We start from the raw sequence: 12,415 nt of genomic DNA, 5'->3' as shown, positions 1-12,415 counted from the left end.
TATGCTGAAGTATTCAATTCGATTATTACTTCATTACTTGAAGTACGGGAAAATACCCGTGTTAACCTGATTCATCCCGCACTTATGCAACGCCGCAATCTTTTTAAGAAAACCTTAATTGAGTTTAAACACAGGCGATCGCCAATCGGATGATTGAGCTTTCATCGTTTCGGCGATCGCAAGTTAATCAACTTAATTGAGTTTGCAAATTAGCGATCGCCAATCGGATGATTGAGCTTTCATCGTTTCGGCGAGCGCAATATCTATAGCAGCTTGTCTAATGTAATTGGCAAATCGCGGACGCGCTTACCTGTGGCATGATAGACAGCGTTAGCGATCGCTGCCGCAGTTCCGGTAATCCCAATTTCACCAATTCCCTTAACACCAAGCGGGTTAATATGTGGATCGTGTTCATCGACAAACAAGACCTGAATATCAGGAACGTCTGCGTTGACTGGTACGTGATATTCAGCTAAGTCATGGTTGACAACGCGTCCTAGATTCGGGTCTATGACCGTATGTTCCATTAATGCCATACCAATACCATAAATAATCCCACCGATCAGTTGACTATTGGCTGTTTTAGCATTGAGGATGCGTCCAACGCCAAAAGTTCCCACCCAGCGTGATATTCGTACTTCACCCAAATCAGGTTCAACGCGCACTTCCGCAAACTGCGCTCCAAATGCGTGCTTTGAGAACTTCTCTTGTTCCTCTCCCAGTTTGGCATCGGCACGCGCTTCGATCATTTTCATTCCATGCCGTGCCAAGATTGCCTGATATGTTTCGGTTGCAGAGGATTTATTTTTTAAGAAAAAGCTGCCATTTTCGGCAATCACATCCTCAGCGTTTGAACTATAAAGCGGCGATTTTTGATCGGCAAGTGCTAGTTGTAAAAGCTGACTGCGAGCTTGATTTCCGGCTAAATGCACAGACGAACTGACACTGGCGGCAGTTTGTGAACCACCGGAAACGGGAGTTTCTGGCATCTTAGTATCGCCTAGTTCAAAGCGAACTTTGTCAACTGGTAGACCAAGTGCCTCAGCTGCGACTTGAGTCATGATAGTATAAGTTCCCGTGCCAATATCTTGGGAACCGCTTTGGACAACGGCTGTACCGTCTGCCATAATTCGAGCGATCGCTGATGCTGGGGAACGGTTGGTAGGATAAGTTGCTGTCGCCATACCCCAACCAATCAAATAATTGCCGTCTCGCATCGAACGAGGCTTGGGATTGCGCTTCTGCCAGCCAAACTTTTCTGCTCCTAATCTATAGCATTGTATAAGTGACTTGCTTGACCAAGGCAGTCCTTTACTGGGATCAACATCAGCATGGTTACGTAGACGCAGCTCCACTGGGTCGATATTGAGCGCATAAGCTAGTTCGTCCATTGCTGATTCTAAGGCGAACGACCCAGAAGCTTCTCCAGGCGCACGCATAAAGGTTGGTGTACCCTCATCGATCTGCACCAGACGGTGGCTGGTTTCGATATTCGGGCTAGCGTAAATCATGCGGGCGCTTTTACCAACTGGTTCGATAAATTCATCGAAAGTTGAAGTTTGGGAAATGCCACCATGTCGCAAAGCAGTCAATTTTCCGTCGCGGGTTGCACCTAGAGAAACCTGTTGAATTGTCTCTGGTCGGAAGCCGACAGGCCCATACATTTGTATGCGTCCTAAAACTAACTTCACTGGACGCTTAACCTGTCGTGCTGCCATCGCAGCTATTGGCACATGCGACCAAGCCGACCCTTTACAACCGAAGCCACCGCCAACAAAGTAAGACATAACGCGGACTTTCTCTGGCTCAATTCCTAATACCCCCGCAACTTTTTGTTGAGCCGAAAAGATTCCCTGAGTTGCATCATACAGAAGCAGTTGATCGCCTTGCCAAACTGCTGTTGTGGCATGAGGCTCCATCGGATTGTGATTTTCAATCGGTGTAGTATAAGTTTGCTCGACGCGCACAGCAGCAGCCGCTAGTCCCTGATTGACATTACCGTGAGCTGAATCGGGCGACTCTTCTCTGGGGATTTTACCTTTAGGAAAATATGCTTTAGCGAGATTCTCTCGCATATTGATCGTCGGTTTCTCTTCATCATAGCGAACTTGCACCAGCGAGGCAGCATACATCGCTCGTTCAAAGGTATCGGCAACGACGATACCAATGTGCTGACCGCTATACAGGACAACGTTATCTTGTAGCACTTGCAGCTTGCGACCGCCGCCCTTTTCTCCAGAAGCCTTGGGTGCGTTCAAGTGGGTAATTACTGCTAATACACCGGGTACTTGTTCCGCCGCCTTTGTATCGATTTTGGCAATCTTACCTTTGGCGATCGTGCTTTGAATTGTCACCCCATAAGTCATCTTTGCGACCGGAAACTCTGCCGCATAGCGTGCGCCACCCGTCACCTTCAGGTGTCCATCGACTCGGTTGAGCGGTTTGCCAAGAACTGTATTTGTATCCCCTGTATTCATGCCATCTCCCCTACCGTCAAGAGTGCCTTAACAATTGTGCGTTTAGCGAGTTCGACCTTAAACCCGTTGTATTTTTGAGGTTTAGCGCCAGCTACAGCTGCGGATGCTGCTGCTTGAAATGTTGCCTGGTTTGCGGGCTTATTCAAAAGTACTTTTTCAGCTTCGTAAGCACGCCAGGGCTTTGTTCCTACTCCACCCAAGGCTATGCAGGCAGCGCGAATGATGCCATTTTGAACATCTAATGCCGTCGCAACCGATGCCATCGCAAAGGCATAGGAGGCGCGATCGCGGACTTTTAAATAGTGCGATCGCCTAGTAAAGTTTGAAGCAGGCAAATTAACCGCAACGATTAACTCTCCATGTTGCAGAACTGTTTCCCGTTCCGGCGTATTGCCTGGTACGAGATGAAAATCGACGAGGGGAATACTACGCTCTCCCTTCGGCCCACGTGTCTGCACAACTGCATCGAGTGCCACCATTGCCACAGCCATATCAGAAGGATGAGTGGCAATACAGCGATCGCTACCGCCAAGAATTGCGTGGATGCGATTGTAACCCTCGATTGCTGGACAACCTGAACCTGGAACTCGCTTGTTACAGGGCATCGAAGTGTCGCGGAAGTAGTAGCACCGGGTACGTTGCAGCAAATTTCCGCCCACTGTCGCCATATTCCGCAGTTGCGGTGATGCCCCAGACAACAACGCCTCTGACAGCACCGGGTAACGCTCCTGAATTATCGGATGATAAGCAACGTCGCTATTGCTTGCCATTGCTCCAATCCGCACACCATTACCCTGCATTTCTATCTTAGTTAACGGTAGTGGGTTAATGTCAACTAACTGTTTTGGGGTTTGTACATCCAGCTTCATCAGATCGATGAGGCTAGTACCACCAGCTAAGTACGAGGCTTGGGCATCTGGAGTAACCAACGCCACCGCATTCTCCGTTTGTCCTGCTTTTTTATAGTTAAACGGCTGCATCTTTTTTTCCCTCTAAGACATCGCGGACAGCAGCCACGATATTTGGATAAGCACCGCAACGGCAGATATTGCCGCTCATCAGTTCACGAATGTCGGTATCTGACTTAGCGTGTCCTTCGTTCACCAAACCCACTGCCGAACAAATCTGTCCTGGCGTGCAGTAGCCGCACTGAAACGCATCATGGGCAACAAACGCAGTTTGCATTGGGTGCAAATTGTTTCCTTGCTCCAGCCCTTCAATAGTTGTGATTTTTGCGTCGGTGTGCATAATTGCAAATGTCAGGCAGGAATTAATCCGCTGCCCATCAACCAGCACTGTACAAGCACCACACTGTCCGTGATCGCAACCTTTTTTGGTACCAATTAGTCCTATATATTCTCGAAGTGCATCGAGTAAGGTAACACGCGGTTCAATCTGCAAACTATGTGCTGTTCCGTTCACTTGCAGCGTCACCTTCACAATTTCAGATATTGAAGTTGCCTGCATTGGAGTAGTTTTTTTAACTTGAGTTTGTGCTACACTTTTCTTTACAAAATTACCGATCGTAGCCGCTACTGTGCTAAAGACCATCAATTGACCCAACTTGCGACGTCTTAGGACAAACCTCATTAGTTGACTCCATTCTATTTTTGTTGAATAATAATATTGAGTTATTCTCTATACTTATTCTGATAGAAAATCATACTTTTTTACAAGTATTTTGATTAAAAACACATTAGTTAATAGAATAAATTTCATCTTGTTATGTCTCTTTATCAAAAGATTTATGTTATAAGTATTATCTAGAAATTATCAAAACACAATTAAAGCGTCACTCGTCAGAAAAAAGCCATGAATTGAAGTTCGACTGCCAGATGAATAAGCAATAAGATACCACACTAAATAGGCTTTATTTTGTGGTCTTAACTTCTTTAGGAAAGACTGCAATAACGTCACACAAATGTAAACAAGACGCGTAGTTTGCTTCTCTGTAACAGTATTGTAGACTTGCTACCACTAAGTAAGTCTGCAAAAAATTTATTGCAATGACTGATAAGCTGCAAAATACAGCAAAAAGGAGAACAGGAATATTGTTCCCCTACGAACGCTTTATATTCTATACCATTGAAAGCGGCTATAAGTTTTTTGCGATCGCCAAATTCTAGATAACTACAAATCAGTTTTCATCTCGCCCGTGGACTTGAGCTGGTGGACTCGTTGCTTCAACAGCAGTGAATGTTTCTAGAATTTTATAACTGTGGCTAGCTCCTTTTGGTACTATCCAAGAACTCCCAGGTTCTAGTAAAATCGTTTGCCCTTCAATATGTAATTCTGCACGACCATTGATTACATAACCAACAGTTTCATATTCCCGTGCTGTTGGCTCTTTAGGTTCGTTCGGTTGTTCATTTTCCCACAAACGCATGGAAATGCTTTTGCCAGATGCAAGATATTTTTGACCCAGTTGGCCTTTAGGGGAATGACTAGAGTCTACTTTACTAACGGTTTTATCAGACATATTTTTTGCCTCTTTATAGTTTTAACTTTGAGCATGGGGAATGGGGCATTGGGCATTGATTATTATCCTCTGCCCCTCTGCTCCCCACTCCCCATTAGGGTTTGAGTACAATTTTGATGCAGTTATCTTTCTTGTCCTTAAAAATTTCGTAGCCGTGAGGCGCTTGTTCTAGAGGTAAACTGTGGGTGATGATAAATGTTGGATCGATATCACCGTTTTGGATATGTTCTAGCAAAGGTTTTAAATACTTGTGGACATGTGTTTGTCCCATTTTCAAGGTTAGACCTTTGTTCATCGCAGCACCCATCGGCACTTTATCTACAAAGCCACCATATACACCCGGAATTGATACATGACCACCTTTGCGACAAGATACAATTACTTGTCGTAATGCCGTCGGACGGTCTGTTTCTAAACGTACTGCTTGCTTTACCTGGTCATACATCGCCATAAAATCTGTGCCGTGTGCCTCCATTCCCACTGCATCAATGCAAGCATCAGGGCCACGACCGCCAGTCATTTCTTTGAGTGCTTCGCCTACATCTACTTCTTCGTAGTTAAGAACTTCAGCTTTGCCGTATTCTTTAGCCATTTGCAGACGTTCAGGAATGCGGTCAAAGGCGATTACACGTTCTGCACCTAGCATATATGCACTTCTGATGGCGAATTGTCCCACAGGGCCACAACCCCAAACGGCGACAATATCACCAGGTTGGATGTTACAGTTTTCAGCTGCCATATAGCCTGTGGGGAAAATATCTGTTAAAAATAGTACTTGCTCATCCGTTAAACCATTGGGGATTTTGAACAAGCCGACATCAGCAAAGGGCACTCGTGCATACTCTGCTTGACCACCAGCATAACCACCAAATAAATGAGAGTAGCCAAATAGACCTGACGGAGAATAGCCCATTTGCTTTTCTACTAACCAACTATTGGGGTTAGAGTTATCGCACAACGACCATAAATCGCGATTGCAGAAAAAGCAGTTACCGCAGGAGATAGTGAAGGGAACAACCACGCGATCGCCTACATTCACATTTTTTACTGCACTTCCAAGTTCTACTACTTCCCCCATGAATTCATGGCCAAGGATGTCACCCTTTTCCATTGAGGGAATGTAGCCATTGTAAATATGCAAATCAGACCCACAAATTGCTGTGGAAGTAATTTTAATAATGGCATCACGCGGGTTAATAATTTTGGGGTCAGGAACTGTTTCTACCCGCACATCGTTTGCTCCATGCCAGCAAACTGCTTTCATAATTAATTATTCCTTTTATAATTTCTAACTCATTCATATCAAGAGGAATACTAAATTTCTCTTGATTTTGAGACGCGATAACTATCGCGTCTCAGTAAGTGCTAAAAAGTTATTCAACAATGTATAAGTCAACAATCTCGACTCAAAATTTGCTAACTTTCTAGCTACTATCTCTTTCGTTAGTTGCTAGAAGGAGTACGATAAGAACCTTCTCTACTTTTACTAAATGATGAAGTTTTATCTTCGGCTTTGTTTGTAGTAGGATCAAAAAACTCTCTTGTCGCTTCAGGAGGTTTTTCATCCAAGTTTAACTTTTCGCGGATATTATCAACAGCGCTTTTTATTGGATTTTGGGAGTTTTGAGTATTTTCTATTTGGGTATCGTTTCTAATTTCACCCTGCTCATTTGGTGCTCCTTGGTAATAAATGCCTTCTGGAGTATTAACATCAGCCAGTGCTATGTTAGTGTAGCTAAAAGCCTGACCCAGTAAGAACATAAATCCTACGAGGAAAACTACAAGAATTTGGGAAATGCGGATATTTCGCAGCCATGAAATTACTCGATTCATAAAAACCTCAATTCCATTATGTTGGGTGTACAACTCAAAAGACTGAATGACTTTTCACCATTCAAATTGAAGAATAACTTTGATGAGTTATCCTTTTTTTTGTTGAAAAATGTGATGGGCTTCTGTACCAACAGCATTGATGCAAGCATCAGGCTTATCCACCAGTCATCTGTTTCAACGCTTCGCCAGGATTAACTACGAAGAAGTTAATCACTTTGGATTTGGCAAACTTTTTCCCATTTTCAGCCATTAGGCAAAAACTACTTGTGTCCACTTGGTTGACCTTCAGTAGTGGCAATTTCGCCTGCTTCCATTAGCATCTTGAAGCGGTGCAATTCATCACCAATTTGCTGTTCTGGTTCTTCACCGAAAAGTTTAGCTACAGTAGCTCCCAATGCTCCACCTGGTGGGTTATACTCCAAGACAATCTTTACTTCTGTGCCGCGATCGCCTGGTGCTTTTTTAAAGCGGACAAAGCCAGAATTATCAACATCTGCACCTTCTACAGAAGCCCAAGAAATAAATTCATTTTGCCGATCTTCGAGAATTTCTGCATCCCATTCCACACTGTTACCCAAGGGTGCATTGGCTATCCAATGAGAACGTTTTTCATTAAACACCCTTACAGATTTGAGGTGCTTCATAAATGTGGGCAAATTTTCAAAGTTGTGCCAAAAACGATACAATTCTTCTGCCGATTTATTAATTGTTACCGTCTTTTCAATTTTGATGGGTTGGTTTATCCCTACTGCTTCCTGTGCTTGCTGGATTGTGCTTTGTTTAGTTGCACCTTGATAAATCAAACCACCACCAGCCAAGGCTGTTAGCACTCCCCGCAAAGAACCTTGTTTTAAACCCAGCAACACCATAGCACCGCCACCGATGAGAGATGCCCAACGTTCTGTTTCACTAGCTTCACCTTGACTGGTAGTAGATTTATCGCCTGATGTCGAAGTCACTTTTTTATTTCTCCATTACATACAGTAGATAACTCCAGATAACTCCACAAATTAAATATGCGTTATCCAGAATTCCTGTGGAGACGTAACACTGTCACGTCTCTACACATTCTTTTTCACCAGATATCTTATAAAATAACCAAGACGCAAATACTGACAAGAAGCTACGCATAGGTTACTTCTCTATCGTCGGAGTATGCACCTCTGCGATTGGTTACATTTATATAGCTGCCCCTGTAGTCGGCTTAGGAGGCTGAACCTGAGTGGTTATCCGCGCCCGATATAACTCTACTAATTGCTGTTCGGATTTTGATAAATCCTGGTAAATTCCTTTGAAAATAGCAGTTGCTACTGGATCGGTGAACATCGCCAACAGATTACCAATGTCGCCAATACCCGTTTGCACATCTCCCAAAGCAGAACGTAACTGATATATGTCATCACTTCCTGTTAAGGCAGTTTTTACCTTGGCATACTGATTGGCAATATTTGATGCTAAAGAGGGTTTCTCACCCAAACGCTGAAGATAGGTTTCTAGTTTTTCGATGTGGCGTTGTTTATTAGCAATGATTTTTTGAAAAAGTGATTTAATTTCGCTATCTGATACTTTTTCAAAGTACTTCTCAAATGCTTCGAGTGAATAACGTTCACCAGCAAGAGCAGTATTCAAACCTTTGCTAATATCACCCTTAGTTGAACCACCCCAAGCATCAGCCAGTTTCCACCATTCAGCAGTTGTATCTTTTTCATTTGGCAATGCAGCATCTTTGCCACCGTAGCCTAAACGGTTCAAAATAGCTGTGGTGAAAATTGCCAAGTCTCCAGGTTCGCGAGATGTAATCAAATTCCCGTCAACTACCAACGGCTCATTTAAATAATTTGCGCCGGCGTTAGTTATATCCTTGGCAATAGCACTAAACCCAGTGGTTTGTTTACCTTTAAGCAAGTCGCCTTCAATCAAAACTTGTGGTCCGTGACAAACGGCAGCGACTAATTTTCCTTGTTGGATAGCCTCTTGTACGAAACGTACTGTGTTGGGGTTGCGTCGCATTTTGTCGGGAGCCATACCACCGGGAATCACTACTGCATCAAATTCAGCTGCGATCGCTTCTGTTGTCGTACCATCAGCTTCTATACTAACTTTGCCGAGTTTACCCTTATATTTTTCATTCGTTCGGGAACCAAGGACTACTACCTCCATTCCTGCTTGTTTGAATCCATTATATGGAACTGTAAATTCTGCATCCTCTACTGCTTGTTCAATAAGGATAGCTACTTTTTTCTTACCTGGATGATTGTTATGTTCAGTCATAAATGGTGTTACTTTTTTATTTCTCTAGTCTTTAGCTAGTTACAACAATATTTATCGATGAAGACAGTTAAATAGCCAAAGTTTTTACTGAATAAACAATTTTGAATTACTTATCCTCATGATCTGCCTCCGTTACTCAGATAATTTTTGAGTATTTTATTGATTAGCATTTTAATAAATAAAAATTATAAATGCCAAGTTAAAATGCTAAACTTAAAAATTTATTTTGAGCTAACTATTTTTGTCTAGCAGAAAATAGTTATGAGTTAGAAATTCACTAATGAATAATTTCAGGTTGAATAATTTCTAACTCATAACTTCAACTACAAGTTCCTTGACCATGAATTCATAGCTACAATCTTATGGCGCGATCGCTAGTTTAGCGTCGTTCTCAGGGGATAGATTATTTTATCAGCTATACACCTCTAGTTAGACAAATTGGTGACAAGAAAACGTTATTGTAAGAATGCAGAAAAAGGCTAGTATCATGGCAGAAAAAAATCATAATGACAAAATTAAAAGTAATGATTTGCCACAAGAGATTACTGAATCCTACGGTACTGGTGTAAAAGACTTGCCGGGATACAATATTGGCGGACGCTCTATGCAGAACGAAAGGGACGAGTATACAGAAACTAGTCCGAAACTGACTGGTGGAGATGTCGATGCCTATTGGCAAGATGCAGATGCAGTTGGGGATGAAGCTGTTGGTGGTAGTACTTCTACTCCCGACCAAAATGTAACTGAGGATTTAGAAGCAGCAGTGGGGTTAGAAATGGCTGATTCTGAGTTTCTGCATACCAACGATATTTTAGAGGATCGTGATGGCGATCGCTGGGAGTTAGATCCAAAGTCTTCTGAAGATTATCAAGACCGATGAGAATAATTACCAATGACACGAAGCAACCAAATTAGCCACTATCTCAATTAGTTCTTCTGGAGCGATCGGTTTAGATACATGAGTGTCAAAGCCAGCTTCCAAGGCTCGTATCCGTGCCTCACTATCAGCAAAGGCTGTTAAAGCAATAGCTGGGATTCGTCCACAATTATTTAGTTTAAGCGCACGGAATTTAGAGATGAAAGTATAGCCGTCCTCCCCAGGCAACCCGATATCACTAATTAAAACATCGGGTTGCAATTCGGATAATACATTGTGTGCATCTGCTGCTGATATCACTGCTATAACTGTTGCTCCATCCATTTCCAAGACAGTAGTGATAAAAAAACGAGTATCATCATCATCCTCAACTACCAAGATATCTAAACCAGTAAGAGTTCCAGAAGTTTGCATAATAAATGACATTTTATCCTTACTTGCTGTATTCATAATTCGTAATTAATAGGTTACAGAGCAAGCAGTGATTACAACTACGAATTAGGTTAGCGAGTCCGCAAGCATCATTATCAATTACGAATTATTATGACTTTTATACCCATTAGAGCTTGCTTTAGAGCAGATTTTAGATTTACAAAAGTAGATTGATGTGCTCGGAGTGTTGATGAGATACCGAAGCAGGCTCTTTTAACAAGAAATGATTAAACACCATAATTTCAAACATATAGCTTGATGGTCACTACTGCTTCATCTATTTTCCTACTGGAAGACCACTTCGCACAAATGAAATTCAAGCCTCATTAAAAGACCCTCACTTATCTTGATTTTCAGGATAATTCAGAATTCAAAAGTCAGGAGCGATCTCAGCTATCTGTTTCGAGCATGGATAAAAATGATAGGGGCTGACTCATATTAGCAGCAAAGCCCAGAATTCCTGGATCTCGATGTTCGTAAAGTAACTGGCCTTTGGTATTAAACAGAAAAGTTCCACCACGCTGAGTTAAGTAAGCAGAATTAGGTACATAAGTATGCCAATTGCTGAGAACTTCCACCATATTCCGTAGCCGTAGAGTAGCTAATTCAAAGGGACGTTGAAACCCACTTCCGCCAGCTAATTGGAAAAACGAGCCTTTAAAAGCAGGTAGAGGAGTACCCTGAATAATTTCATCATCTTCAATGAGTTGAGGGGCTTGATGATCTCCTTTGTATCCCCGAAAAACTTCTCTTAGCGTTCCAGGACTTCCAAACCCTGCACACATTAACACTAGATTTAGCCAAGCTTTCTGAGCAGGAGAAAGTCCAGCCAGAGGAAGATTGAGACCTGAATAAAGTTTGAGTTGGTGATGTAGTTCTCCATTAGGTTCAACAAATAAATTTTCCGGTGGAAATCCTGTATATTCACAGAATCTTGTTCCAGAGGCGCGATTACCAATTCCGACTGCACGAATAGCGAGTTTTTCATCTGACAATTTTTTAGCTTCGCGCTGTAACCACCACGCATATTCAAGACTATCAAAATCCCCAAGTTGAGGCCAGACTAAAAAAAGGATATATGAGGCAGTCTCGCAATTTTCTAGTAGGGGTCGGGTCATGCCATCACTAACACGCTGAAGTCCGGTCTGATTAAGGATAGTGTAAGGATTCATGACAAATGATTACTCGGATATTTGGGATATCAGTGACACAGGATGTACTAAAGCATTAATATGCCATTATCCCAGTTTTGTAAATATTTTGTTATACTAGTTAGCAGAAGTTCATATTTAGGTTTGACACCGCTAAGTAAGGGAATACCCAGTAGGTTGCTTGATAAGTCTATTACTGCTAACGGCAGCTAAGTATGAACGCTTCTTCTCAAGATTGCCAACATTGACCCTTTAGTTTTCGCCTAGTTGGGCGATTAGACACTGCGATGAATCAACCCATTACATTATCTTTAGAACAAGAATTTAGCCTTAGAGCTTTTGCTGACCAAGTGCAGCAGATGTCTCGTGAACAAGCTCAAGAGTTTTTGCTTATGCTCTATAAGCAGATGATAATTCGGGAAAACACTTACCAAGAATTGCTCAAACATCAGTTGGAACTGGATTCAGACTCAATTTGGAACTAAAGCATCCAAGCAAGTAAATGTTTTGAATTTAGCAGCGACAAAGAAATATTGGTAAAAACGGTGTGTCGCTGAGAGCGAAAAAAGTGCTGGAATATACCAGTAGTTTGGTAGTGATCGCTGAACGAAGTTGTCGTAAGTATCGCTACTCATTCGAGTTAACCAATTCCCTATTGCCCAAACTTAAGGTACTTCAAGCACCCAAAAATTTGAATCTAAGTTGAATTTACTAGAACTTGTAGGAGAGAGGAGTAGCCAATAGCTGCTCCTCTCTCCCATGTTTTAATTAATTATTATTCTATTTATTGCTAATTTTATTTTTTGGGTGTTGCATAATAAAGGGATGAGGAGAGGGTTCATACTGTGCATTGTCCATACTGTAAGTCTACGGAGATTAGAAAAAATGGAAAAAG

12 protein-coding genes are annotated in these 12,415 nt (G+C 42.3%); 2 read left to right on the top strand and 10 right to left on the bottom strand.

Annotation, left to right across the window (positions count from 1 at the left end; translation table 11 throughout):
- Positions 1 to 263: 263 nt before the first annotated feature.
- The 8 genes from V7K89_RS21750 to V7K89_RS21715 all read right to left on the bottom strand — a co-directional run bounded on the left by V7K89_RS21750 (position 264) and on the right by V7K89_RS21715 (position 9,060).
- Complete coding sequence (locus V7K89_RS21750) at positions 264 to 2,477, bottom strand: xanthine dehydrogenase family protein molybdopterin-binding subunit (protein WP_335190792.1); 2,214 nt, start codon at positions 2,475 to 2,477, stop codon at positions 264 to 266.
- A complete protein-coding gene (locus V7K89_RS21745; protein WP_335190790.1) occupies positions 2,474 to 3,457 on the bottom strand; it encodes an FAD binding domain-containing protein in 984 nt (327 codons plus the stop codon). The genes V7K89_RS21750 and V7K89_RS21745 overlap by 4 nt, the downstream gene beginning before the upstream one ends.
- Positions 3,444 to 4,067, bottom strand: a complete 624-nt coding sequence (locus V7K89_RS21740) for a (2Fe-2S)-binding protein (protein ID WP_335190787.1) — start codon at positions 4,065 to 4,067, stop codon at positions 3,444 to 3,446. The genes V7K89_RS21745 and V7K89_RS21740 overlap by 14 nt, the downstream gene beginning before the upstream one ends.
- 547 nt (positions 4,068 to 4,614) lie before the next feature.
- On the bottom strand, positions 4,615 to 4,956 hold the full coding sequence (locus V7K89_RS21735) for a cupin domain-containing protein (protein ID WP_335190785.1): 342 nt from the start codon (positions 4,954 to 4,956) through the stop codon (positions 4,615 to 4,617).
- A 94-nt stretch (positions 4,957 to 5,050) separates the two neighbouring features.
- On the bottom strand, positions 5,051 to 6,220 hold the full coding sequence (locus V7K89_RS21730) for a zinc-dependent alcohol dehydrogenase (protein ID WP_335190783.1): 1,170 nt from the start codon (positions 6,218 to 6,220) through the stop codon (positions 5,051 to 5,053).
- A gap of 179 nt (positions 6,221 to 6,399) precedes the next feature.
- Positions 6,400 to 6,789 carry a hypothetical protein gene (locus V7K89_RS21725; RefSeq protein ID WP_335190781.1) on the bottom strand — a complete coding sequence of 130 codons (390 nt, stop codon included), beginning with the start codon at positions 6,787 to 6,789 and terminating at the stop codon, positions 6,400 to 6,402.
- 260 nt (positions 6,790 to 7,049) lie between these two features.
- The gene (locus tag V7K89_RS21720; protein ID WP_335190779.1) at positions 7,050 to 7,748 is read right to left on the bottom strand and encodes an SRPBCC family protein; all 699 of its coding nucleotides are present in this window, start codon (positions 7,746 to 7,748) and stop codon (positions 7,050 to 7,052) included.
- 220 nt (positions 7,749 to 7,968) lie between these two features.
- Positions 7,969 to 9,060, bottom strand: coding sequence for a DJ-1/PfpI/YhbO family deglycase/protease (locus V7K89_RS21715; RefSeq protein WP_335190777.1), 1,092 nt, complete (start codon positions 9,058 to 9,060; stop codon positions 7,969 to 7,971).
- A gap of 487 nt (positions 9,061 to 9,547) precedes the next feature.
- Between V7K89_RS21715 and V7K89_RS21710 the strand changes: the two genes are divergently transcribed.
- On the top strand, positions 9,548 to 9,940 hold the full coding sequence (locus V7K89_RS21710) for a DUF6335 family protein (protein WP_335190775.1): 393 nt from the start codon (positions 9,548 to 9,550) through the stop codon (positions 9,938 to 9,940).
- Positions 9,941 to 9,946: 6 nt separating this feature from the next.
- Here V7K89_RS21710 and V7K89_RS21705 read toward each other — a convergent pair whose 3' ends face one another.
- Positions 9,947 to 10,351, bottom strand: coding sequence for a response regulator (locus V7K89_RS21705; protein WP_442941732.1), 405 nt, complete (start codon positions 10,349 to 10,351; stop codon positions 9,947 to 9,949).
- Between the two features lie 407 nt (positions 10,352 to 10,758).
- Positions 10,759 to 11,541, bottom strand: a complete 783-nt coding sequence (locus tag V7K89_RS21700) for a peroxiredoxin-like family protein (protein WP_335190771.1) — start codon at positions 11,539 to 11,541, stop codon at positions 10,759 to 10,761.
- A gap of 266 nt (positions 11,542 to 11,807) precedes the next feature.
- On the opposite strand from V7K89_RS21700, the gene V7K89_RS21695 reads away from it, so the two are divergent.
- Entirely contained in the window at positions 11,808 to 12,005 is a 198-nt protein-coding gene (locus V7K89_RS21695) for an NblA/ycf18 family protein (protein ID WP_335190769.1), read from the top strand.
- Positions 12,006 to 12,415: the final 410 nt, after the last annotated feature.

Origin of the sequence: Nostoc sp. (assembly GCF_036917515.1) — a bacterium.
Taxonomy (GTDB): Bacteria; Cyanobacteriota; Cyanobacteriia; order Cyanobacteriales; family Nostocaceae; genus Nostoc.
This window is presented reverse-complemented; position numbering and strand designations above follow the sequence as displayed.

What these genes read in the sequence shown, in the direction of transcription:
- V7K89_RS21750 (WP_335190792.1), bottom strand. Translation starts at nt 2,477, where the DNA reads ATGAATACAGGGGATACAAATACAGTTCTTGGCAAACCGCTCAACCGA.
- V7K89_RS21745 (WP_335190790.1), bottom strand. Translation starts at nt 3,457, where the DNA reads ATGCAGCCGTTTAACTATAAAAAAGCAGGACAAACGGAGAATGCGGTG.
- V7K89_RS21740 (WP_335190787.1), bottom strand. Translation starts at nt 4,067, where the DNA reads ATGAGGTTTGTCCTAAGACGTCGCAAGTTGGGTCAATTGATGGTCTTT.
- V7K89_RS21735 (WP_335190785.1), bottom strand. Translation starts at nt 4,956, where the DNA reads ATGTCTGATAAAACCGTTAGTAAAGTAGACTCTAGTCATTCCCCTAAA.
- V7K89_RS21730 (WP_335190783.1), bottom strand. Translation starts at nt 6,220, where the DNA reads ATGAAAGCAGTTTGCTGGCATGGAGCAAACGATGTGCGGGTAGAAACA.
- V7K89_RS21725 (WP_335190781.1), bottom strand. Translation starts at nt 6,789, where the DNA reads ATGAATCGAGTAATTTCATGGCTGCGAAATATCCGCATTTCCCAAATT.
- V7K89_RS21715 (WP_335190777.1), bottom strand. Translation starts at nt 9,060, where the DNA reads ATGACTGAACATAACAATCATCCAGGTAAGAAAAAAGTAGCTATCCTT.
- V7K89_RS21710 (WP_335190775.1), top strand. Translation starts at nt 9,548, where the DNA reads ATGGCAGAAAAAAATCATAATGACAAAATTAAAAGTAATGATTTGCCA.
- V7K89_RS21705 (WP_442941732.1), bottom strand. Translation starts at nt 10,351, where the DNA reads ATGCAAACTTCTGGAACTCTTACTGGTTTAGATATCTTGGTAGTTGAG.
- V7K89_RS21700 (WP_335190771.1), bottom strand. Translation starts at nt 11,541, where the DNA reads ATGAATCCTTACACTATCCTTAATCAGACCGGACTTCAGCGTGTTAGT.
- V7K89_RS21695 (WP_335190769.1), top strand. Translation starts at nt 11,808, where the DNA reads ATGAATCAACCCATTACATTATCTTTAGAACAAGAATTTAGCCTTAGA.